This window comes from Nitrosopumilus ureiphilus (genome assembly GCF_013407185.1).
GTDB lineage: Archaea > Thermoproteota > Nitrososphaeria > Nitrososphaerales > Nitrosopumilaceae > Nitrosopumilus > Nitrosopumilus ureiphilus.
Map to the genome: position 1 here is coordinate 905,045 of NZ_CP026995.1, position 21,871 is coordinate 926,915.

The window sequence follows — 21,871 nt, forward strand, 5'->3', positions numbered from 1 at the left end:
TGCATGTTATAGAAAAAAGGAATTAATGGCTGTGTCCACAACCACAGGAATCATGACCTTCATGTCCTTGGGATTCTTTTCCTGCACATCTGGAACATTTGTCTGACCCCATTGGGGAAAAGAAACTAATTCCACATGATACACATTTCATGTTTGACATGCTATTTGTAAAAAATTGCCGTATTTATTGAATACGTTCCTAATTTACGAAAAATAATGATAATTGATTCACTGTGATGGATTTGCTTTTCCAATATCTGCTGATTCATCATTCTTTTTGAATACTCTGTATTCTCCAATTATTGAATCGCATTTTTCACAGGTATATTGCCCTCTTTCAACAAGTACTAGATTATCTGCAACTTCCTCATTGGTATTCTCTTCTAGGTGAATCTTTGGCGGATTTTCAAATTCTGTTTCACAATTATTGCAATAATGCTTGAACATTTTTTCTGTTTCAAGTTTTCCTATTGGTGCTAAAAACAACTTCCCTACACCTAAATCTGCTTTTTTTGCTTGTTCATCAGTTAAATCCGCAATAATATAACCGCCAGATCCTTGAACTTTCAATTCTGCCATTTACATTGATGTCATTTTTGGCATTAAAATACTATTTGTAATTAATTTGGAGAATTTTTCTATAATTTTTGATCTCAGAGAAAAAAGCAGTCTCCTTTACTTTGGAGACTCTGTAATTGTATTAACTAGTTTATGTGAGCACTGGGCCCCCAGCTAACACCGCGAGATGTCTCTGACTCAATGACTGTATTAGAACTATGTTTTTGTTAAAAAAATGGGGCCAAAAATAATTACTTTTAGGTTAATTTTGTAAACGCTTGATTAATCGACATACATGTAATCTGTGGGATCAGTAGATTCTTATCTAAAATTTTTGGGAAAATTCTATGGCCAAAATAAAACAAAATTCTCCTGTATTGTTTTTCTATAATAATTCCAAAAAATGGCTTACAAAAATTTCAAAAAAAGAATCATTTCATACTCATATTGGTGTAATCAAACATTCTGACGCAATTGGCAAAGAGTATGGTTCTAGATTAATTACAAACAAAGACAAGTATGTCTATCTTCTAGAGCCAACAATGTATGATTATGTGATGAAAATTCAGCATGGCACGCAGATTGTATATCCAAAAGATCTTGGGTACATTGTTGCAAGAGCTGGGATAGGAAGTGGCCAAAAAATTTTAGAAATTGGAACTGGAAGTGGCTCACTTACATCATTTGTAGCCAACATCGTAAAACCACGAGGACATGTTTACACTTTTGATGTGGATGAGAATTTCATGAAGATAGCAGAAAAAAATATCAAAAAAGCTGGAGTTTCTAAATATGTCACACAGCAGAATTTGGATCTTAAAACTGCAAAAACTTTACCCTTAGAAGATATGGATGTGGCCTTAATTGATTTGGGAGATCCTTGGATTGTAATTCCTAAAGTTCGACAGATGCTAAAGGGCAGTGGAAGTATTTTTGCTATTTGCCCTACAATGAATCAATTAGAAAAATTGACAATGGCTCTAGTTGAAAATGAATTTACCGATATAGAATCAACTGAACACATACTGCGTACAATTGAAGCAAGAGAGGGAAAAACCCGACATTCTTTCCAGGGGATTGGGCATACCACATACCTTTGTTTTGCAAGAAAGGCGTTTTTTGGAAGAGAGTCAAGAAAATTCCTTGAAAAATCAACAACTGAGAAAATCAAACCAAAAACTACAAAGAAACCTGTAAAGAAACCTACAAAGAAATCCTCTAAAAAATCATCCTAGTCATTCGTGAAAGTTCAAAACAAGATTTATTCATCTATTTTTTATGATATATTGTAATGATGGCAAAAAATCTAACCCTTTCAATAGTTAAGAAATTCATTCCTGCAAGAAAATCTAGATCTCGAAAAGGTGACAATGGAGTAGTTCTTGTGATTGGTGGAAGCTACATCTATCATGGTGCGCCTATTTTGTCCTCAATTGCAGCTCTTAGATGTGGAACTGATCTAGTTTACACTTCGGTTCCAAACATCAATGTGACTCCAACTCGAGCAATATCCCCAAATCTTATTGTAATTCCTTTAGTTGATCAAAAACTAACTCGTGGTGCAGTAAACAAACTTTTAGGTGCATTACCCCGAAATTTAGATTCTGCTACAATTGGAATGGGTCTTGCAATACAAGAAAGAAATGCTCTGTTACATCTTGTAAAATCACTTTTAGATAGAGATGTGCGATTGTCACTAGATGCAAGTGCATTAATCCCTGAAGTTCTCCCTTTATTGGCAAACAAGAATGTTGTAGTGACACCGCATGCTGGAGAATTTAAACGACTATTTGGAGAATCCCCATCCAATTCAAAAAATGAGCGAATCAAGCTAGTTGAGAAAAAAGCAAAAGAAAATGGTATTACAGTTTTACTAAAAGGTGCGACAGATGTAATTTCTAATGGCTCTACAACATATCTTTATGAGAAAAAAATCCCTGCCATGACAGTTGGAGGCACCGGTGACGTTCTCTCAGGATTGGTTGCAGGATTGCTCTCAAAGAATCGTAATTCCCTAGAATCTGCAGCAGCAGCTACATTAATCAATGGTTTGGCAGGTAAATCTGTTCAAAAGAAATTAGGGTTACATATGACTTCGATGGATCTCTTAGATGCAATTCCCACTGCAATGAAACCATTTGACAAAATTGTGTGACTGATATGAATCCACTTCACTATGTAGATTCTAATATGGATAATTTAATTTTGGATCTTCAAACTCTAATAAAACAACCTAGTGTTTCTGCAAAAAATGAAGGCATTGAAGAATGTGCAAATCTTGTTGCAAAGATGCTGAAAAAATCTGGCATTAATGCTGAAGTTTTACGATTGAAAAAAGGTGTAGCACCAATAGTCTTTGGAGAAATAAAATCAAAACAAAACCCAGCAAAGACTATGATGTTTTACAATCATTATGATGTCCAACCTGCAGAACCTTTTGAATTATGGGTTGATCCTCCATTTAGTGGAACAAGGAAAGGAAACAAAATCTTTGGAAGAGGAGCAACTGATGACAAGGGTGAATTAATTACCAGAATAAAAGCAGTTGAGGCTTGTCTAAAAACAACTGGCGATGTGCCTTGTAACATAAAATTCGTAATTGAGGGAGAAGAAGAAACAGGAAGTGCTCATATTGAAGAGTACCTCAAAAAATACAAAAAGAAATTTTCCAGCGATGGTGTAATTTGGGAATTTGGATATGTTGATGCAAAAAATAGACCAATTATTGGACTTGGTATGAAAGGGTTACTATTTGTTGAATTATCAGTTACTGAATCAATCAGAGATGCTCATTCTAGTCTGGCAGTTTTGATTAAAAATCCTGCATGGCGGTTAATTGAAGCAGTAACGACATTGCGTGATTCCAATGGAAAAATCCTCATAAAAGATTGGTATGATGAAGTTACCCCACTTTCAAAAAAAGATTTGAAATTAATTGACAGTGAACCCTTTGATGAAAATGTCTTTAAAAAAGAATTTGGAATAAAATCATTTTTGGGAAATAAAAAAGGACTCGATGCAAAAAAAGCCTTAGTTGGTGATGCCACTTGCAATATTGCAGGATTTGTCTCTGGATATACTGGGGATGGTGCCAAAACTATTCTTCCTGGTAGTGCATTGGTTAAGATTGATTTTAGATTGGTACCTAAAATGGATCCAAAAACGCAAGTGATGCGATTAAAAAATCATCTAAAATCTAAAGGATTCTCTGATGTTAAAATCAAAATTTTTCATGGGGAGGCAGCTGCTAGAACTGATTCTTCTAGCCCTTTTGTTTCTCAAGTAAAAGAAGCAGCTGACAAAGTATTTGGAAAATCTATTCTAAATGTATCCAATGCTGGAACCGGTCCCATGTATCCATTTGTTGAAATTCTAAATGCGTCATGCATATCTATTGGAAGCACATACATGTTTTCAAGAATTCACTCTCCAAATGAATTTGCAAGAATTGACTTGCTAAAGAAAACTACAAAATGTATTTGTTTGATTATGCAAAATTTTGCAAAACACTAGTGAAGACATCTAGGTAATTTTTTGATTGCCTGTGCAATTGAAATTCTTCCTGGACCTGCAATCATAATTACTATTGATGATGCTAATAACATCAACTCAAATTCTACTCCTCCATCTCCTGTTAAGCTTTGAGCTCCTTTGACATAGAATATGGCCCCTAACATAATGATTGAAATTAACACTGTCGATAATCTGCTGAGAACTCCAAAAACTAACAAAATTCCTGGAATTAGTTCTGCTAATGCAATTGGGATCTGCATTTCTGCTGGAATGCCCGTGTTTGTCAAAAAATTTACAAATCCTGGATTGAATTTGGATATTCCATGTACGATAAAGATCACGCCTATGGCAGATCTTAAACCTATGAATACTGCATCATTTAGAATTTTTCCTTTAATCTCAGCAGAAGTCATCATGGTTCTCTAACATTTTCCGTATAATTGCTTTACCCATTATTTGCGCGTGAAATGTAGAAAGCCCTTTATTATGCGGCAAAATTATTTGGAATATGTCAATGTATATGCCAGGAGCAACTGCTGTTGGAATTACTTTTGATGGTGGTGTAGTTTTTGCCAGCGAAAAACGAATTGCATTTGGAAATTTTCTTGTAAGTAAATCCACAAAGAAAACATTTCCTATTACTAACAAAGTCGGTGCAGCCTGCGCTGGTCTTGTGGCTGATATGCAAATTTTAGCTTTACAAATAGCCGCTCTTGCAAAAATCCGAAAAATGGAACTCAAAAGAGATGTTCCTCCTAACACAGTTGCAAAAATGATGTCAAATATGATGTATGAACGAAGATATTTCCCATTACTAACTCAGGTAATCGTTGGCGGTGTAGTTGATAAACCAATTATGTATACCCTTGATCCATTAGGTTCAGTTCTACCTGATGAATACGCAGCAGTTGGAACTGGTGCTGAAATGGCATTAGGTGTACTTGACCCTCAATTCAAGCCAAATATGACAAAAGATGAGGCAATTGATTTGGCAAAAAGAGCAATTCGTTCTGCAGCTTTGAGAGATTCTGCAAGTGGTGATGGAATAGACATACTTGTAATCACCAAAGATGGTACTGAAGAATTCACAGAAGAAATCAAATAAATCTAAATTTTTAATCAAATCATCAATGTTGTTTTTTGTTGATGCAATGCTTGGCAATATTGCCAAAAAATTACGTTTACTAGGATTCGATTCTGAATATTTTTCGGATATTGGTGATTCCGAATTATTAGAGAAATCTCGAAATGAAAACAGAACAATAATTTCAAAAGATCAGAATTTAATTAAACGCGCAAAAAAGATGGGCATCCAGTCTATCTACATCTCAAAAGAAGATGAAATTGAACAATTTCTAGAGATTCTTGAAAAGACACATTTAGAATTTAATGAAATTTCTGGTGATGTCGCAAGATGTCCTAAATGCAATTTTAGAACATCCCAAATTAAAAAATCTGAAATCATAAATGAAATTCCAGAAAAAATTTTAGAATATCATGATCAATTCTGGAAATGCGATGGATGTAATCAAATCTATTGGGAAGGAACACACATTAAAAATTTGCAAGAGTTTGTTAGTAAAATAAACTTTTAGACTTAATCATAAATTGTTTTCCCTGTTTCCCAAAATTTGTCTGAGATGTAGTGGATGTTTTTTATGACTTCTCCCTTTTCCATACCTTCCAACTCTGAGCTGGACACCATTGCCTTTCCAACTGCCAAAAATTTATGTTGAGATTCTTCTACAATGCAAACAAGTTGATCCTTTTCAAATTCTGTGAATTTTTTAATTCCCGGTCTCATTACATTGGCACCCTTGCACATGAATTTTACAGCTCCCATATCGACCATAACGCTGGGAAATCTTTCTAACATTTTAGTTTCTGATAAAAATGGAAGATAATCTTCATCTATTTTTAATATCTTAATCCCCTCACCTGTGATTATTTGTGCATCATCTAAAATTTGATGTACTTTTAGATTTTTTATTTTGGGGAATTCCATATCCCATTTCTCTGAGACTGTTTTTAGGAGTGCGGCAGTTTCGCTCTTTGAAATTAAATTGGATTTCAAGTTCTTGCTATCTCTTGTCTGATGTCTAACAAATCTCTTAGAATGGAACTGGCAGTCTCCATGCCTCCTGCCCCCCTACCGATAATCGTTTGAGTTCCTGAGTGCTCTGATGTAAAAGCAATCGCATTTAATGTTCCATTCACACAAAGTGGATCGTCATTTGATATTTCTTTAGGACCTACAATAAGCTCCTTGTTACACGATGCAATTAATTTTACAGAGCAGTTATTCTTGTCGGCTCTTTTAATATCTTCAGTTGTCACATTTCTGATGCCTGTGCAATTGATGTCTGGTAATGTTACTTTCATCCCCATAATCCAGTTTGCAAGAATTACTAATTTAGCAGCAGCATCTAATCCATCTAAATCTAAAGACTCGTCTGCCTCAACATATCCTTTGTTTTTTGCATCTTTGAGTGCTTCCTCAAATGACATTCCTGTAGCCATATTTGTTAAAATGTAGTTTGTAGTGCCGTTTAAGATTCCGGCAAATGATGTTATTCTTTCTCCACTAAGACTGTTTTTTGCATAATCTAAAATTGGTGTTCCTCCACCTACAGTTCCACTAAATTTGAACATAACTTGATTGTATGTTGCAAGTTCCATGAGAGATGGAAAAGCTAGTGCCAGCGGACCCTTGTTAACTGAAATTACATGCATTCCTTTTTTCATTGCAGTAGTAATGTGAGTCATCCCAGGTTCTGCATCTTTGTAATTACTAGCAGTGGTCTCAATTAGCACATCTGCTTCGATATTTTTTAGCATTTCTACCCCTGACATTGAATTTTTTTTATCAGAGTAATTTTTTACAGTTCCAAATTTTTTCTTTACTTCTACTAGTTTGTTGAAGTCTAATCCTGATGAATCCACTGCACTTCCTTTACTATCAAACACTCCTACCACTCTTGGTTTTAATCCATATTTTACATAGATGTCTTCAGATCTTGATTCAAATAATTTCACCAAGCTTTGGCCTACGACACCAAATCCACATAGGATGATTCTCAAATCATTTCATTCCTTTTTACTGCATGTTTACAATTCATTTTATTCATTCGAATTTTATTGTTCATCAAGTGTAATGCACCATGTTTTATTCTAATTTGTTTTGGTGATGCTTGTATCATAGAGTGGATTGCCTGACTGCTTTCATAAATATTCTTAGTCGGATTATCTTTGTTTTTAATCAATTTTACGGCTAAAACACTGTAATCAATCTAACATTTAGAATGCCAATCAAGCGTGAATTCTATGTTCGTGTTTATATCTGCGCCACAATGAATGCAGAAATATGGCCCACTTGAAGTCTAATGATGATTGCACTTTAAATTACTCATATTTTTTCATAATTTATTACGCTCATAATACATTGTTTGTTCAAAAAACACACTTAGTTGGTAAATTATCCATCTTGATCTTTTTCATGCTGTAATGAAACAGAATTAATACAATATCTTTGATTTGTCGGCTTTGGACCGTCATCAAAGACATGGCCTAAATGAGACCCGCATTTCTTACAATTGACCTCTGTTCTAACCATTCCATAGTCTGTATCTGAAACACATTCTATCTTATCCTCTGATACTGGTTCCCAAAAACTAGGCCACCCAGAACCTGAATCAAATTTTGCGTCTGATGAAAAAAGCTCTTCCCCACAACAAACACACTTGAAATATCCTTCAAGTTTGGTGTTATTGTATTTCCCAGAGAATGGAGGTTCTGTTCCATGGTTAACACATATTTCATATTGTTCGGGAGTTAGCTTTTCTTTCCACTCTTCAGGATTTTCAGAAATTTTATCAGTCATATTCTTTATTATTATTTTCTATATTAGAAGATTGTTCTATTTTTTCATCTGTTTACGTTTTTCTTCAGTTCTTTTTTCTGATTCAAATCTCTCCAAATCATATTCTTTCAAATCAACAAATTTCATAATTTTACTCAAGTTTGGATGTACTTTGTTAATTTCATGAAACATTTGTTGTGCAACACATCTATAATCAATATGCCCTTGTGGAACTGTTCTTAGCTCAATTAGATGACAAGCTTCTCTGAGATTAAATTTCATAAAATATGGATAATTGAATGCAAAGTTTACTACATATTGTCCTTGCTCAGGATATTTTGCTCTGATTTTATCAAATGTTTCTTTAGTTTTATTCATACAATCTTTAAAGTCTTTTTCAATTCCAAGAATTTTAATCTCATTTGGAATAATGTATCCATGATCTGTTGTAAGCAATTGTCTTTCTAAAGTTAATGCTCTATGTCTGTGAAAATCTCTGAACATTCCAAAATTATTACATAAATCGAACGTATAGTAAACTGTTTCAAATGCTCTTGAAGGTCTATGGCGTCTATTTTTTCGGAGTTTGGCAAATTCATTGATCATTTTGATTTTGTTCTGAATAGGAATTTTCTTTACTTGTTGTATGATATTTTGATATGATGTACTTGGTGATTGCTCATAAATTACACTGGTAATGATTTTATCTATTGCATTTTTTTCTGATTCATGATCTACAAGTTTAGTAATTGTTTCTGTGATTGGGTTTGATTTGATTTCCTTTCTAGCTATTGCTTTTGATTTATTTTTAATATCTTTAAGATATTTTTGAAACGCTTTTCCATATTTGTCATCTGCCCTTCTAACAAATGATTTGATAGTTGTATCCAGTTCTTTTTTGATTTTTGAGGCTAAATCTTGCTCTTCTTTAAGTTCAGATGAGCCTAAAACTGTAAGAAGATATTCAAACGCACGTCCATTTCCTGTGATGCCAACATTTGTTAAAGTTGATGCTGGAAGAAGACCTCTGAGAATATCTAATGCTTTAGCTTTGGTTGATCCTTTGTAAATCATATTTGCAGATTTTACATCAGCTTCATTTTTTAATTTAGAAAATAATTTTTCTTTTCCATCTATAGAATCTTTAAAACTATATTTTTCTATGGGATATTTTTCTCTAATATAATTTATCATGGGTTCTATGTTTTTTGAATAAACATCAAACGAAAAATTACATGTTTCTTCATACATGTCTGCAAATTTTGATTTTGTAATTTCAGGATCTCTGTAAAATCTGTATTTTCCTTTTTCCTTTTTGTTCCATGCAACATATCTGGATGATTTTTCTAAATATGACAAACCTATTCTTCTGTCTTCGATTTTTTTTACTGCAATGTTTGATAGTCCTTCAATTGCAATTTGCGCTTCGCCTAATTCTGCAACAGAGTCATCCCCGTATTCTAAAAGTACTCTGTTGTAAAATTCCTCCCCTCTGTTTTTATTTTTTAAAAATTCATCAAGAAATATTCTCCTCATACTTTTGTCCGTCCTACTATATCTTGACATCAATGCTCCACGATCTACTTGTCTTGGAGTAATTATTGCAAAGACATTTCCTTCAGTGTTTGAAAAGTGATCTGATAAAATCCTTCTTTCACTATCTGAGAATTCTGACAATATCGATCTCTGGAAACTCAATTATTAATAGTCTATTTCTTTTTTCCAATTTGAATTAGATCGGGGCCCTTGTCTCTGTTTTTATCTTGACCTTTTGCTTGCCATCTCAACAACACTTCTTTGAACGATGCTGCATCAGCTTCATTTTCTGTGTACATCAATGTTGTGACCCAAAATCCATTCTTTGCTGTTTTTCCACCAATTGAATTCATCCAGAAATCATTTGGTAGATTTTCCAAAGCTTTGCTGTTTGGATCTTTTGTGGTTTCAATCCATCTGTTTGCAACAAAATTCAAAATTTGTTCTAACTCTTCTTTTTGAATCATGAGGCTACTTTTTCCTATCTAAATTTTAAAATTACTGAGACCCTCACGAAGAAAGTTAGTGAATTTAATCTTACCAAAACCAAAAACATTACTTACACTTTGTCGGTTATACAAATCTCTAAACTATCACACATGACCCACGACGATATCGAAATAATCGGTAAAAACGTCAAAGACATGTACGGAACATTCATGGGTAAAGTCGTAGGAACAATAACTGACATTGACGGAAGTATTCAATCCGTTGGCATTGACTGCGGTTCTCAAGGATTGCAGCAAATCCAATATGAGCAACTTGTAGTACAAGGCGATGTTGTTATTTTCATTCCAAAATGGAGACTCGATTCTCAAAGACTCATTCGTGAAAAACAACTAACTATACGTCGTCTAAAGGCATTGATAGATATTGTTTCTGAAAATGATGACATGAAGATAGATGCTGAAATCATTCATGAAAAATACAAGTCAAAACTTGCATCACTAGATGAAACAGAAAGAGAAATCAAAGCCAAACTTGAGGCAAGATTGACAGAGTTAGATGAACAAATGAAGTCTGCAAAAATGCTATCCTTTGATGCAAAAGTACAATTCAAGAGTAATGAAATCTCTGATGCAACATTTGAGACAGTGAAAGCATGTACAACTGAAATAATTGAACATGTAACTCATGAAACAGCTGAAATCGCAAATGTAAAGAGTAGAATTGCTGATCTTGAATTGGAAGTGCAAGAGATAACTGCCCCTCCGACACCAGACATCCAAGAATCTGCCGTTTCATATCTGGAGACTCCTGAACCACAACAAATAGTTCAGACAATTCTTCCAGAAGCGCCAACCGAACCCGTAGTACCACATTCAGAACCAATTGAAGCAACGGTTTCCACAATACCTGAACCTCCAACTGAATCTGAAACCACATATGCATTTCCAGAACCACCCCAACAGGTGACAACAGGGACTTCAAAAGACGACAACGATGACGATTGGCTTGCTAGAATGGAAGCACAATAATTTTTTTAATTTATTTTTTTAACACTTAGAAAGATCCAAGTTCATACACTTTTTGATGGATGAAACATATGATATTGGTCTGGGAAACAATGATGTTAATTTAAGAAAAAAGGCTGATTCTGATTTTGTATCATTTTGGGATGAACAGGCAAAAAATCTTTCATGGTTCTCTAATTGGGAAAAGACACTGGATTGGCAACCTCCTTTTGCTAAATGGTTTGTTGGAGGCACAATTAATGCCTCATTTAATGCCCTAGATGTGCATCAAAAAACCAAATCTGACAAATCTGCCATATTATGGGAGGGTGAGAATGGTGAATCTCGAGTTATCACTTATGGTGAAATGTTCTCACAAGTCAAAAAGTTCTCAAATGTACTAAAATCACTTGGAGTCAAAAAAGGCGATCGCGTAACTATCTATCTTCCTATGGTGCCTGAATTGCCAATCACAATGTTGGCATGCGCAAGGATTGGTGCAACTCACACGGTAATTTTTTCAGGATTTAGTGCAGCTTCTATCAAAGATAGAATAATTGACTCCCACTCAAAAGTTGTTGTTACTGCAGATGGTGGATATCGACGAGGCAAAATTGTAAAACTCAAAAAAGTAATTGATGATGCAATCAAAGATATTGATTTTGTGGAACATGTAGTGGTGCTAGAAAGAACAAAAAATGAAATTCCTATCTCATCCAGAGATAAACTATGGAGTGATTTGATGAATAATGTTTCAGATTCATGTGATGCCGAAAAATTAGATAGCACTCACCCCCTTTACATCTTGTATACTTCTGGAACTACTGGCAAACCAAAAGGAGTTTTGCATGGAACCGGCGGCTATTTGACACATTTGTATTCTACTTTCAAGTGGGCATTTGACATTAAAGATTCTGATGTCTTTTTTTGTACTGCAGATATTGGTTGGGTAACAGGTCATAGCTATGTTGTCTATGCGCCCCTCTTACATGGTGCAACTCAAGTAATGTATGAAGGTGCGCCTGATTTTCCTGATGAGTCTCGAATGTGGGATATATTGCAAAAATACAATGTTACAATTTTTTACACAACCCCTACTGCACTGAGGATGTTTATGAAATTTGGCGATAGCATTCCAAATTCGTTTGATCTTTCTTCGTTAAGATTACTTGGAACTGTAGGCGAACCAATCAATCCAGAAGTATGGAAATGGTATTTCAAAACTATTGGAAAGGAAAAATGTCCTATTATTGATACTTGGTGGCAGACTGAAACTGGTGGAATGCTGATTTCTCCATTACCTGGATTGGAGACAATTCCACTGAAACCTGGTTCTGGAACACGCCCAATTCCTGGGGTGAACATTTCTGTAGTTGATGAAAATGGAAATGATGTATCTCCTAACATCAAAGGATATCTTGTAATAAAAAATCCATGGCCTGGAATGCTTTTGACATTATGGGGTGATGATGAAAAATACAACACTGTCTACTGGTCAAAATATGAGAATTGTTACTATCCTGGAGATTATGCTCTAAAAGATGATGATGGTTATCTTTGGTTGCTTGGTCGCGCAGATGATGTTCTAAAAGTTGCGGGACATAGAATAGGAACAGCAGAACTTGAAAGCTGTATTGTGTCTCATTCAGGTATAGCAGAATCAGCAGTATGTGGAATTCCTGACGATGTCAAAGGTGAGGTAATTATTGCATTTGTTGTTTTAAAACAAGGGATTACTGATTCTAAAATATTAGAAAAAGAAATTTCTGATAAAATAAGAAATGATATTGGTGCAATTGCCACCCCGAAACAAATCTATTTTGTTTCAAAACTTCCAAAAACACGTAGTGGAAAAATTATGCGGAGGTTACTAAAAGCAATTGCAAATAATGAAAAGATTGGTGATGTAAGCACTCTAGAAGATGGGGCTGCCGTCACTGAAGTACAAAATGCATTTGAAGATATTCAAAAATCAATAAAAGAACATTCTGGATAGATTATTTTAGTTCTGAGAGATTAACTTGCAATAACATGTCAAACATTTTTTTAAGTCCATTATACTCTGATTTTGAATTCTCATCTAATTGATCATATTCTTTTTCTTTAATTTCGTTTAATCTGTTTTCTGCTTCTCTGAAAAATTCTTTGTATTCTTTTATCTTTTCATTGCTCATTTGAGTTAGATCGAAGATTACTGTATTGCTACCAAGTAAATTATTATTTTCATCATAAATGCTTGTTGCCTGTAACAATCCTGGAAATGTACTTTCATCTTGTCTTTTGAATGTGATTTTCCTATCTGTGACTTTTCCAGTCTCAAACCATATTTTCAGGGACTCATTCATTGCCTCCCAGGATTCTTTGGTTATGTGCTCAAAAATTGACCTGCCTAGAATCTCTGATTTGGCATACCTCAAGTTTGCTGCATATGTTGAGTTACAATCCAAAATAATTCCAATTGAATTAATTCTCCTCCACATAACTGGGGCATCTTTGAGTGTCTTTCTTGCTTCTGTCTGAGACATTTTTTTGATTAATCAAGACTAGTAATTAAACTAAAAATTCTCGAACCAATCTGAATAAAATCCTTAATCTATTATTTACGACAAAAGGAAGAAACCGGATTAGGACTTGGCATCATGCAAGCAAATCATTGAAATGCATGGGAGAGCAATTAATGTGAAAAATAATCTATATGTCCTTTTCCATTACTTTGCCAAATAATTTTTCGCCTTAATCTAAAAACACTGGTTGGGGTTGAAAATTTACATTTATTTTTTCATAGTTTGACTTTAATGAAATACTTTATTCAAAAAAGCGACTTTTCATTAGAATTTTTCTTGATTTTGCTTTAATTGTGAATTAAGTTTGTAACTAGTCTGATTGCTACACTTGTTAGTTTTAAGTTTGAACTATAATTTAAAGTGGGAAATATTGACTATTTCTTTTAATAAATACTATGATAACGGAGTAATCATTACTAGTCCTGCATCATTTGGAACGAATCTTATCATGGCAATATCTTCTCCCAAGACATTATTTTTTGCACTCAAATCCCTTGGAATCTGACCATTTACAGTTACTACCATTTTTGATGTGACAAATTCACTAGGAATGTACATTACAACATATTGTGGTCTGTCAATAGAAAATGAGATCATATTCACTTTAGGGATGAATTGAAAGTCAGAAATTACTGCAGGACTTTGTATATCGATAATTTTTGAAGTTCCTTCAATGAATTGGGGTTGAAATTTTTCTCGTATATCTTCAGTAAGTGGTTTGATTTCATATTTTTCTGAATCTTGAATTTCTAATCGTAATCCTTCAAGGCAGTAATTTTGACTTTGTTGATCTTCAATTAGTTTACATGATTTTGAACCCTCCTCAAGATCATGATTGGTGAAAAATGCCAAAGTAGTTCCAATAGACATACTACATTCAACAAAATCAACATTATCTAGTTTAGATTCATTACAAAGATTGGAAACAGCATCAGATGTTATTCCTTGTCTGGTTAGAACGTTGTCCGTGTATTGCATCATTACACCTTTCATACAGAGCCTGTTTTGGTAAAATGACATGTCATGGCACTTTTCCAATGAAGAGCCCAAATCTTCACCAAAATAATGTACCAATCCATGCCCCAATCCGTGAACACAGTCTTGATAGTTTGAAGATCCTATCAATCCATTACAAATTACTTTATAATCCGATGGGAGTGATTTGTTTTTTTCTTGCTCATCATGAAAATAAGCAGATAACACACCATGAAAATAACCTCCTCTGCACATGGTTCCATCCATTCCAATTAGATTTTCAGCGACATTGGGTTTTTTATTAAATGCAACATGTCCTACTTCGTGAGAAACAAAGTGACAGTCATCTATTGCACCCAGTTTAGATAATGCAATGGATAACTCTAAAGCATCAGAGTTATTTTCCTCATTTTCAGCCAGAACCCCAAAGAAATTAGAATAACATAGTAGACGTGATGAGCCATCATCCATTTTTGCACAATCTTTTATGTTTTGAAGATATTTTATTGCCAAATCCTCTGAAGATAAAGTAGGATCATTATCTACTATATCCAATATCCCATCATTGTCATCATCATCATCTTTTGTCGAGCCTATCCCATCAAAATCAAAATCTGCCCACTCGGTAGGATCAGTGTCAAAGAAATCAAGAGAGTCCAATATCCCATCATTGTCATCATCATCATCTTTGTTATCCCCTATAGAGTCAAAATCGATGTCACTCCATTCAGAAGATTCATTGTCAAAGGCATCTACTTCATCAGAAAAACCATCATTGTCATCATCAGAATCACATTCATCACCTAAAGAATCTGAATCAAAATCAGTCTGGTCTATGTTTGGATTATCAATACAGTTATCAAAAAAATCTGTAACGCCATCATTATCTTTATCTGCAAAAGTTACCACATTGGACCAGGATAGTATAGAAATAGACATTGAAATTGCTAATGCAACCAATAGAAATTTGATCTTTTTGTTAATCATACCGTGCGATTTCCGTAAGATCAATTACACAATTCAGCATTTTAGGATATCTACTCAATTATAATCATCTTAAGTGCTACAATTTTTTGATTTGTGTTTGGGATTATCTAGATGGTTGAAATTCTAAATTTCTTGATTATGAACTATTAAGTATGGATTAACTTTGTTAACTTAGGTTTAACTTTTAACATAATTGTTGTTCTATGATGGGTTATTGTTCAGGTAGATGTAAACAATTCAAAGCTATCAAACCAAGACAAATTGGCAGATATGCATCTGGACAAAAAAGATGCAATTTTTGCGAAATATTTCTAAACTATGATGGATTAAAGTGTCCTTGTTGTAATAAACAACTAAGAACCCTGCCTAGAAGTAGAAAAAATAAAGAATCACTTCTATCTCAAATTGAATCATTCTAGGTTCAGAGATAGTCGATTAACAATGTTAAGGAACCACTAAAAGGAATATTTTCTAAAAATATTCATGGGTTTGGGTGTAAAAATTATAATTTTTGCAATCGTAGCAATTCTTGTACAAATATTTGGAATTGTTTTATTGTAATTATATCTTTAAGATGTATTGTTTTACCACAAGAATAAGTCAAACTCGAATTATAAAAGATGAATTTGTTAGCTAAAACCACTGGTCTAAATTTTGACTTTTTCTCTCTAATGCCTTTTTCAATCTGTTTAATGTAGATTGAATTCTCTCTTCTGAGAAACTTCTTTCTTTTACTAAATAGTTTGTCATTCCTTCATAATCTACTTCGTTAAAAATAATCTCGTCGACATCTGCAACTTCTGGATCGAGAAAAATTTTCCGAATTTGCTGAAAATCAATTTCTTGGAGTTGCTCTTGAATTTGTGGGATATCTTCTAATCTTGAATGTTGTTTTATCATTTTTAATGCAGTTTTTGGACCAATCCTATCAAAACCATTGGGATTAAAATCCGTTCCAATTAAAATACCGATATCGATTAATTGCTCTCTTGTCAATTCTAATGCTTCTAGTGTTTTTTGTGTTTCAATTATTTCTGGCACTATGTCGATGTAGGTATTTCTGTTAGGTATTTTTCTTCTTCCGCTGTTAGTGAAATTTCTTATCAATCTTTTGGCTCCACATAAAATGGAATCAAAATCTTGACTTGCAGAAGCATAAGCTTGTCCTGTATTTGTGAGATGTGCTGCTGTTGCTTCTCCTTCTGATGGCGCATCAATATATGGAATGCCAAAATACGTTAGAATTTGTTTTGACTCTCTAACCATGCCATCTTTCATGCTAGTTGTCTGTTGAGCATATTTTCTTGCGTCTTCCATATTTCCTGCAGCTACTGCTTTTTCATATTTTACAGTTGCATCCTTTTTGATCTGTTTTCTACGCTCAATTTCGGCTGTTTTTAGCGATGGTGGTTTTCCATCAAACACGTAAACTGGTTTTATTCCTAATGAGAGAAAATTGACATTTCTGTAAAGTAATCCACTTAGATGACTTGTAATTCTTCCTTCAGAATCTGATAGTTGTAATCCATCTGGGCCTCTAATACTTGCTAGAAATTGATAAATTGCATTGTATGCATCAATTGCAATTACTTTTGTTGAAAATGCCTCCAGAGTTGTTTTCTCTCTTACTACCAAATCTTTTAGGTTTAAGCCCATATAGATTTCTAGTAATTTTGTTCTATTTTGTGTTTATGATTCATCTATGATTCATCTATAATCGTTATTTTGGATATTTCATTTCTTTTATTCTGCATTTGTCTAAAAATCGATTTTAATATGTCTGTGATTTGTAAAAAAACACAATGGTAAAACTATCATTACCTTCACGTCTGGAGGATAAAATTTTTAAAATAAAATTTGATTCTACTGACAAGGCATCTGAGATTATTTCATATTTTCCTTTATCAGAATCCGAAATGCAAGAAATTCTTTCGATTTTACATACCAAGTGATTTAAGGAGATTCGCTCAATTTTTGCAGATAAAATAACTACCAAAGAATGGGAAAATACCAAAGAACAAATCAAAAAGAAATTCATGGATGAATTATTTGATATTGATGATGTGCCTTAGTTTTGTACTGATTTGCTTTATTATGGAGAAAATTTCACAATAGGTGCCGGGATAGCCAAGTGGTACGGCGGCCGTCTCGAAAACGGCTACGCGTAAGCGTGCAGGGGTTCGAATCCCTTTCCCGGCGCCATGGCTTTAACGCAAATTTCAAAGCCCTTACTTTTTGGCATGTTTTAGGAACACAATTTATCAGAAAACGACACAAGAATGGTTCAGACATCTTAGGAATCAAATCGGATGTAGTCACTCATTAAAAGAAAAAGTCTATCTTGGAAAATAAAACATCACAGCAACACCAATCAAAACTATTAAAGAACCAATAATCTCAAATCTGTCTGGTTTTTTCTTGTCAATCCAATAACCCCAAATTATTGATGATACAACAAAGATTCTCCATAGGTAGCATAGACTTTACCAAAATCCGCAGGTTGGAATATCATGATAATTCCATATGAAAATAAAATTAAATCTCCGATAACTCCAAATATTTTTCTTTTATCAATTCGTAACCATTTCCATACAAAATAGCCTCCACCAATCTCACAAAGACCATCTAGGAAAAATAGTAGAATTGAAATAAAAAAATTCTTTGATTGTTCACCCATTATAATACAAAATGGAATAAAGATTCTATATTATAACTAATTTAGAGAAAATAGACTTGGAATCAAAGAAAAAACAATTTTGTGGTTATTGTCCTGAAGATAAATGTCTTTTAGATTGTAAAATATGTAATCCAAAATTAGGTAAAGGTTGTAATTGTTAGAGAAAAAAAGTGTGATTTTTTAATTTAGTTTATTCTTCTCTTGGGATCTTTCCTTTCTCATTGAATTGATCTTGAGTATACGATGTAGCATTTCCATATTGGATATTCAAATTCTTGTTTAGTCCCATAATCTCATTTTGAGTTACTTTAGCTTTTTCTTGGAATATTTTCATAGCATCTAAAGATGATTTGCCTTCATCTAATGCATTTTCCTTGGCATCATGTGCCTCTTTTGTTATTTTTTCTGTAAACAAGAACTGTTGCCAAAATATTCCTCTGAAAGAACTATCTACTTCCTGTATGAATCTATAAAATACATTTCTAGGACTATAGTACTCCATTCTTTTTTCAGAATCTTTCAAGTCTTTTTGTAGTTCTGCTTCTGCTTGTATTCTTTGTTCGTTAATTTGTTGTTGTTCTTTAGCAATTTCTTTTTTCTTTACTTCTATTTCCTTTTGCTCTTCAAGTTGTTTAATCATTTTTGAAAAAGGATCTAGTTCAACATTTCCATCAGTTACTTTAGGGATCTGTTCTATTGGGTTGGTAATTTTTAATTGCTTTGTTGGTAGACTCTCTGATACTTGATATATTATTTGAGCATCTGTGAATCTGTTATCTTTTTTTGCATAAACCGTAATGGTGTATTCTCCTATTTCTGCAGGTATCATAGATGTTACATAGAATTGACCTGTAGAATTAGTTGAGGTTTTTATTTTTTCAGAAGGAAAATTGACCTGAATTTGTACATCTGAAACAGGGGTTTTGTCCAATGTGAATGCATTGCCACTTACAAATGGATACTGACCTGCCTCAAATTCAGATAAACTGTTAATGGTAAATACAAAGTCATCAGTAGCCCATGCAGAATTAGCTAAAAACAAACCTAACATGAATGAAAATAATAACATGTAAGTAATTTTGAACATGAATTGGTTTGGAAAAAATGAAATTAATTCCCAATATCCAAAAATATGATCAATTTATTGTAAATTTGTAGAGTCGGATCGAAGATTGTATCAATCTTTAAAATCAAGCTACTGTGATTGATAAAACTTTGGGTTCACTTAGAGGAGTTGAATTTTTTATGTTATCCCATACAAAAACTGTAGCTTTGTAAGTTCCTTGAGATTCGGGTGTCCATGACAGAGACACATCGAATTTTTGTTTACTGACAAGCATTCCCGAAATCCACGATATTGAAATCACTTGCTCAGAATCATTTTGAATTTGTACAAAGTAAGTAAATGGTTGATTTTGTTCATTATTATTAATGACATCCGCTGAAATTTGGACAGGTGTTTCATCAGATGCATATTTTAACGGATTGCCTATTCTATCTGTTAATTGGATCTGGTCTGTATCGATTATTTCTTTAAAATTTGATTTTATGTGTTGACTTGCAAGTATCTTTTCTTCTTTTTCACTGTGTTGAATTGTAGAACCATTTGAAGAAAAATCAAAATAAGTAAATTCCATAGTTGCCACATCGTTAAGATATAGTTGGGCAGAGTATAACCCATTACTGGTAAAATTTTCATCAACATCCAAATTTATTTGAAAATTGCCCTCATAGTCAGACCGTGTTGTTTCAAGTACCACAAAATTATTTTCCGAGTCCCTAATGATTATTGAAACTGGTTCATTAACATCCAAATCTCCCACTGTTCCAGAAAAGACTACCGTCTCTCCTTTTTGATAAAGAAGTTTATCTGAGAAAATAGATTCCACGTCTGCATAAGCAGGAATGCTTCCAGAAATTATTGTAACAGCCAATGCAAGAATAAGGAATTGTTTGAACATGTTCTGTTATTGTTTTTTAAATCTAAAATTTACGGTATAAAACAAAGTAATTTTGAAAATCAACATAAACTAAGTCGGATTGATGATTGTATCAGGCAATAAAGTTATGAAACAATATTTCTAAAAAAAGAAAAAGTAGTTAATCGTACCTTGGTAGTTTTCCATACTTGTCAAAGGTAGATTGAACTGTATTGTCTGCTAATCCGTGTTTTATGTTGAGGTCTTTTGTAATGTCTATTAGTTGCACTCTTTTGACGGCACCTGCATTGTGATATGCCTCTCTTGCTTCTTGAAGTGAACCGCCATTATCTAGAACTGATTTCATTGCTTTTCGTGCCTCAGATACCTTTTGTTGCTGAAAATTGAACATATCCCAATACACTAACTGAGTATCAGCAGGTTTTGAAGACACAAAACTGGTAAAGGATGCCTTTGGTGTATGATCTTTGTATTTGTCATTCATTCTGTCAAGTTCTTTGTTTAGTTCTTGCTTTGCAACGGCTCTTTGTTGATCAATGAATTTTTGGTGTTCTTGTTGTTTTTTCTTTTCATCTTTGATTTCCGCCATTTGTTTTTTCATCAGCTCTATCTTTTCAAGTATTGACTTTGCAACAGGATCTTTGTTAATTTGTTCAGCGTTTCTTACTGTAAAATCATTATCTTGCATTGTTTGTGCAAATGCTTGAACCGATTCATTTACTGAAACAGTTGATAATAACATGATTCCAAATATTGTGCTATAGATTACATGTTTTGAATTATTCCTAGTCATTGCACATAATTTTTTATTTTTTTATTTAGTGATTATTAACAATAAAATAGTAATCTTAATCTACAATAAAATTAATTACGTGCAGTTCAAATTCAATCTTGTATCATAAAGTTCTAAATGCAAACTATGATGAAAAAAACATTGCAAACTAGAACTGATAAGTTTGGATTATTAGCTATTGTGATTGGTATTGTTTCTAGTGTGTGGATTTTTGGATTTGCAGACGATGTTTTTAGTGTGTTTCAAGCTGGTTCAGATGAGATTTCTGATGTGCTGTTTTATGAAAACTTTCTTGAGCAAAGAGAATCATCTATTGCTGAAAATGTTCTTCAAGAAAATATTCTACTTCCACCTTCTCAACCTGTCTTGAGTGAACCTACACCATCAAATTCTAAAAAGAAACCAGAATCAATTCAATCAGTACCTGAAGAATCTATAATTCAACATGTTGAGAATGAGATAAAACAAGTTGAACCCAAAATGTCTCTTGAGAAAAAAATAATGCAATTAGAAAAGCAAACTTTCATTCTTTCTGGTGATGGGAGTGGCTATGAGGGTGCAGTACATTTGTCTGAACACGCACGACTGAATTTTGAATTAAATCCAGTTTCAGGTACAAAACTAGATGAATTTAATATTAAAAGTGGAACTCTCATTGTTGGTGGTCATACTTTTGTAATTGGGGGTGGCTCTGTAATTTTGGATCAAGGTATAATTTCAATTAGTATCGAACATGATGATCATAGAGATCCATATCTTGATATGACTGGAACTGTACAGGGTTCAATCATAAATGATGAAGACCTTGCCATTTCTTTTGAGAATCAATTACTTGGATTGACAAAAGAAGACCAAACCCCAATACATCTATCTCTTGAGTTAACAATGAAAATTAAGGATTAACTAGATATTCTCAAAGTGTCAAGATTGGTGTTTCTGTGTAATAACAAATGTGACAATTTCAAACTTGATGGGATTTCCAATAAACTAAGTTATGGAAATGGTTTCAAATGGT

The 21,871-nt window shown here is 33.4% G+C and carries 24 protein-coding genes, 1 tRNA gene and 1 pseudogene; 10 read left to right on the top strand and 16 right to left on the bottom strand.

Annotated features, from left to right (window positions below):
* Positions 1-22: 22 nt before the first annotated feature.
* Both C5F50_RS05265 and C5F50_RS05270 read right to left on the bottom strand, forming a co-directional pair.
* On the bottom strand, positions 23-160 hold the full coding sequence (locus C5F50_RS05265) for a hypothetical protein (protein WP_179372614.1): 138 nt from the start codon (positions 158-160) through the stop codon (positions 23-25).
* 68 nt (positions 161-228) lie between these two features.
* Positions 229-579: a hypothetical protein gene (locus tag C5F50_RS05270; RefSeq protein ID WP_179372615.1), complete on the bottom strand. Its 351-nt coding sequence runs from the start codon at positions 577-579 to the stop codon at positions 229-231.
* Between the two features lie 326 nt (positions 580-905).
* Here C5F50_RS05270 and C5F50_RS05275 point away from each other — a divergent pair, with 326 nt between their 5' ends.
* Genes C5F50_RS05275 through C5F50_RS05285 form a run of 3 tightly spaced genes read left to right on the top strand, consistent with a single transcriptional unit; the run spans position 906 to position 4,071 of the window.
* On the top strand, positions 906-1,793 hold the full coding sequence (locus tag C5F50_RS05275; protein WP_179372616.1) for a tRNA (adenine-N1)-methyltransferase: 888 nt from the start codon (positions 906-908) through the stop codon (positions 1,791-1,793).
* A 56-nt stretch (positions 1,794-1,849) separates the two neighbouring features.
* Positions 1,850-2,713 (top strand): NAD(P)H-hydrate dehydratase, encoded by an 864-nt coding sequence (locus C5F50_RS05280; RefSeq protein WP_179372617.1) that lies wholly within the window; start codon positions 1,850-1,852, stop codon positions 2,711-2,713.
* A gap of 5 nt (positions 2,714-2,718) precedes the next feature.
* Positions 2,719-4,071, top strand: a complete 1,353-nt coding sequence (locus tag C5F50_RS05285) for a M20/M25/M40 family metallo-hydrolase (RefSeq protein WP_179372618.1) — start codon at positions 2,719-2,721, stop codon at positions 4,069-4,071.
* On the opposite strand, the gene C5F50_RS05290 is transcribed toward C5F50_RS05285, so the two are convergent.
* Positions 4,068-4,484 carry a DoxX family protein gene (locus C5F50_RS05290; protein ID WP_179372619.1) on the bottom strand — a complete coding sequence of 139 codons (417 nt, stop codon included), beginning with the start codon at positions 4,482-4,484 and terminating at the stop codon, positions 4,068-4,070. The two genes, C5F50_RS05285 and C5F50_RS05290, sit on opposite strands and share 4 nt — an antisense overlap.
* Before the next feature lie 95 nt (positions 4,485-4,579).
* Here C5F50_RS05290 and C5F50_RS05295 point away from each other — a divergent pair, with 95 nt between their 5' ends.
* Both C5F50_RS05295 and C5F50_RS05300 read left to right on the top strand, forming a co-directional pair.
* Positions 4,580-5,176 carry an Ntn hydrolase family protein gene (locus tag C5F50_RS05295; RefSeq protein ID WP_246282163.1) on the top strand — a complete coding sequence of 199 codons (597 nt, stop codon included), beginning with the start codon at positions 4,580-4,582 and terminating at the stop codon, positions 5,174-5,176.
* 25 nt (positions 5,177-5,201) lie between these two features.
* Positions 5,202-5,666 carry a Mut7-C RNAse domain-containing protein gene (locus C5F50_RS05300; RefSeq protein ID WP_179372620.1) on the top strand — a complete coding sequence of 155 codons (465 nt, stop codon included), beginning with the start codon at positions 5,202-5,204 and terminating at the stop codon, positions 5,664-5,666.
* Positions 5,667-5,668: 2 nt separating this feature from the next.
* Here the strand turns inward: C5F50_RS05300 and C5F50_RS05305 are convergent, their stop codons facing one another.
* The 6 genes from C5F50_RS05305 to C5F50_RS05325 all read right to left on the bottom strand — a co-directional run bounded on the left by C5F50_RS05305 (position 5,669) and on the right by C5F50_RS05325 (position 9,933).
* A complete protein-coding gene (locus C5F50_RS05305; RefSeq protein WP_179372621.1) occupies positions 5,669-6,145 on the bottom strand; it encodes a PUA domain-containing protein in 477 nt (158 codons plus the stop codon).
* The gene (locus C5F50_RS05310) at positions 6,142-7,152 is read right to left on the bottom strand and encodes a homoserine dehydrogenase (RefSeq protein WP_179372622.1); all 1,011 of its coding nucleotides are present in this window, start codon (positions 7,150-7,152) and stop codon (positions 6,142-6,144) included. Before C5F50_RS05310 ends, C5F50_RS05305 begins: the two co-directional genes overlap by 4 nt.
* A complete protein-coding gene (locus C5F50_RS13210; RefSeq protein ID WP_280924474.1) occupies positions 7,149-7,271 on the bottom strand; it encodes a hypothetical protein in 123 nt (40 codons plus the stop codon). The genes C5F50_RS05310 and C5F50_RS13210 overlap by 4 nt, the downstream gene beginning before the upstream one ends.
* 275 nt (positions 7,272-7,546) lie before the next feature.
* Positions 7,547-7,951: a peptide-methionine (R)-S-oxide reductase MsrB gene (gene msrB / locus C5F50_RS05315; protein ID WP_179372623.1), complete on the bottom strand. Its 405-nt coding sequence runs from the start codon at positions 7,949-7,951 to the stop codon at positions 7,547-7,549.
* Positions 7,952-7,987: 36 nt separating this feature from the next.
* Positions 7,988-9,607: an FAD-dependent thymidylate synthase gene (locus C5F50_RS05320; protein WP_179372624.1), complete on the bottom strand. Its 1,620-nt coding sequence runs from the start codon at positions 9,605-9,607 to the stop codon at positions 7,988-7,990.
* A gap of 32 nt (positions 9,608-9,639) precedes the next feature.
* Entirely contained in the window at positions 9,640-9,933 is a 294-nt protein-coding gene (locus C5F50_RS05325) for a hypothetical protein (RefSeq protein WP_179372625.1), read from the bottom strand.
* 132 nt (positions 9,934-10,065) lie between these two features.
* Here C5F50_RS05325 and C5F50_RS05330 point away from each other — a divergent pair, with 132 nt between their 5' ends.
* On the top strand, positions 10,066-10,944 hold the full coding sequence (locus tag C5F50_RS05330) for a CdvA-like protein (protein WP_179372626.1): 879 nt from the start codon (positions 10,066-10,068) through the stop codon (positions 10,942-10,944).
* Between the two features lie 55 nt (positions 10,945-10,999).
* Positions 11,000-12,916 carry an acetate--CoA ligase gene (gene acs / locus C5F50_RS05335; protein WP_179372627.1) on the top strand — a complete coding sequence of 639 codons (1,917 nt, stop codon included), beginning with the start codon at positions 11,000-11,002 and terminating at the stop codon, positions 12,914-12,916.
* Between the two features lies 1 nt (position 12,917).
* On the opposite strand, the gene C5F50_RS05340 is transcribed toward acs, so the two are convergent.
* The 3 genes from C5F50_RS05340 to fen form a co-directional block, all read right to left on the bottom strand.
* Positions 12,918-13,445 carry a PAS domain-containing protein gene (locus C5F50_RS05340; protein ID WP_179372628.1) on the bottom strand — a complete coding sequence of 176 codons (528 nt, stop codon included), beginning with the start codon at positions 13,443-13,445 and terminating at the stop codon, positions 12,918-12,920.
* A gap of 432 nt (positions 13,446-13,877) precedes the next feature.
* Positions 13,878-15,446 carry a thrombospondin type 3 repeat-containing protein gene (locus tag C5F50_RS05345; protein WP_179372629.1) on the bottom strand — a complete coding sequence of 523 codons (1,569 nt, stop codon included), beginning with the start codon at positions 15,444-15,446 and terminating at the stop codon, positions 13,878-13,880.
* A 633-nt stretch (positions 15,447-16,079) separates the two neighbouring features.
* Complete coding sequence (gene fen, locus C5F50_RS05350) at positions 16,080-17,102, bottom strand: flap endonuclease-1 (RefSeq protein ID WP_179372630.1); 1,023 nt, start codon at positions 17,100-17,102, stop codon at positions 16,080-16,082.
* A 146-nt stretch (positions 17,103-17,248) separates the two neighbouring features.
* Here fen and C5F50_RS13055 point away from each other — a divergent pair, with 146 nt between their 5' ends.
* Both C5F50_RS13055 and C5F50_RS05360 read left to right on the top strand, forming a co-directional pair.
* On the top strand, positions 17,249-17,398 hold the full coding sequence (locus C5F50_RS13055; RefSeq protein ID WP_246282165.1) for a hypothetical protein: 150 nt from the start codon (positions 17,249-17,251) through the stop codon (positions 17,396-17,398).
* A gap of 165 nt (positions 17,399-17,563) precedes the next feature.
* Positions 17,564-17,648: transfer RNA gene (locus C5F50_RS05360), tRNA-Ser, on the top strand.
* 134 nt (positions 17,649-17,782) lie between these two features.
* Here C5F50_RS05360 and C5F50_RS05365 read toward each other — a convergent pair.
* The 4 genes and pseudogenes from C5F50_RS05365 to C5F50_RS05380 all read right to left on the bottom strand — a co-directional run bounded on the left by C5F50_RS05365 (position 17,783) and on the right by C5F50_RS05380 (position 20,856).
* A pseudogene (locus C5F50_RS05365) lies at positions 17,783-18,123 on the bottom strand (YnfA family protein).
* Between the two features lie 190 nt (positions 18,124-18,313).
* On the bottom strand, positions 18,314-19,210 hold the full coding sequence (locus tag C5F50_RS05370; RefSeq protein ID WP_179372631.1) for a hypothetical protein: 897 nt from the start codon (positions 19,208-19,210) through the stop codon (positions 18,314-18,316).
* Positions 19,211-19,313: 103 nt separating this feature from the next.
* Complete coding sequence (locus C5F50_RS05375; protein WP_179372632.1) at positions 19,314-20,084, bottom strand: hypothetical protein; 771 nt, start codon at positions 20,082-20,084, stop codon at positions 19,314-19,316.
* Between the two features lie 139 nt (positions 20,085-20,223).
* The gene (locus C5F50_RS05380) at positions 20,224-20,856 is read right to left on the bottom strand and encodes a hypothetical protein (protein ID WP_179372633.1); all 633 of its coding nucleotides are present in this window, start codon (positions 20,854-20,856) and stop codon (positions 20,224-20,226) included.
* Between the two features lie 141 nt (positions 20,857-20,997).
* Between C5F50_RS05380 and C5F50_RS05385 the strand changes: the two genes are divergently transcribed.
* The gene (locus C5F50_RS05385) at positions 20,998-21,759 is read left to right on the top strand and encodes a hypothetical protein (RefSeq protein WP_179372634.1); all 762 of its coding nucleotides are present in this window, start codon (positions 20,998-21,000) and stop codon (positions 21,757-21,759) included.
* Positions 21,760-21,871 lie beyond the last annotated feature (112 nt).

Coding starts and splice junctions, on each gene's coding strand:
- C5F50_RS05265 (WP_179372614.1), bottom strand. CDS start 160: ATGTCAAACATGAAATGTGTATCATGTGGAATTAGTTTCTTTTCCCCA.
- C5F50_RS05270 (WP_179372615.1), bottom strand. CDS start 579: ATGGCAGAATTGAAAGTTCAAGGATCTGGCGGTTATATTATTGCGGAT.
- C5F50_RS05275 (WP_179372616.1), top strand. CDS start 906: ATGGCCAAAATAAAACAAAATTCTCCTGTATTGTTTTTCTATAATAAT.
- C5F50_RS05280 (WP_179372617.1), top strand. CDS start 1,850: ATGATGGCAAAAAATCTAACCCTTTCAATAGTTAAGAAATTCATTCCT.
- C5F50_RS05285 (WP_179372618.1), top strand. CDS start 2,719: ATGAATCCACTTCACTATGTAGATTCTAATATGGATAATTTAATTTTG.
- C5F50_RS05290 (WP_179372619.1), bottom strand. CDS start 4,484: ATGACTTCTGCTGAGATTAAAGGAAAAATTCTAAATGATGCAGTATTC.
- C5F50_RS05295 (WP_246282163.1), top strand. CDS start 4,580: ATGTCAATGTATATGCCAGGAGCAACTGCTGTTGGAATTACTTTTGAT.
- C5F50_RS05300 (WP_179372620.1), top strand. CDS start 5,202: ATGTTGTTTTTTGTTGATGCAATGCTTGGCAATATTGCCAAAAAATTA.
- C5F50_RS13210 (WP_280924474.1), bottom strand. CDS start 7,271: ATGATACAAGCATCACCAAAACAAATTAGAATAAAACATGGTGCATTA.
- msrB (WP_179372623.1), bottom strand. CDS start 7,951: ATGACTGATAAAATTTCTGAAAATCCTGAAGAGTGGAAAGAAAAGCTA.
- C5F50_RS05325 (WP_179372625.1), bottom strand. CDS start 9,933: ATGATTCAAAAAGAAGAGTTAGAACAAATTTTGAATTTTGTTGCAAAC.
- C5F50_RS05330 (WP_179372626.1), top strand. CDS start 10,066: ATGACCCACGACGATATCGAAATAATCGGTAAAAACGTCAAAGACATG.
- acs (WP_179372627.1), top strand. CDS start 11,000: ATGGATGAAACATATGATATTGGTCTGGGAAACAATGATGTTAATTTA.
- C5F50_RS05340 (WP_179372628.1), bottom strand. CDS start 13,445: ATGTCTCAGACAGAAGCAAGAAAGACACTCAAAGATGCCCCAGTTATG.
- C5F50_RS05345 (WP_179372629.1), bottom strand. CDS start 15,446: ATGATTAACAAAAAGATCAAATTTCTATTGGTTGCATTAGCAATTTCA.
- fen (WP_179372630.1), bottom strand. CDS start 17,102: ATGGGCTTAAACCTAAAAGATTTGGTAGTAAGAGAGAAAACAACTCTG.
- C5F50_RS13055 (WP_246282165.1), top strand. CDS start 17,249: ATGGTAAAACTATCATTACCTTCACGTCTGGAGGATAAAATTTTTAAA.
- C5F50_RS05370 (WP_179372631.1), bottom strand. CDS start 19,210: ATGTTCAAAATTACTTACATGTTATTATTTTCATTCATGTTAGGTTTG.
- C5F50_RS05375 (WP_179372632.1), bottom strand. CDS start 20,084: ATGTTCAAACAATTCCTTATTCTTGCATTGGCTGTTACAATAATTTCT.
- C5F50_RS05380 (WP_179372633.1), bottom strand. CDS start 20,856: ATGACTAGGAATAATTCAAAACATGTAATCTATAGCACAATATTTGGA.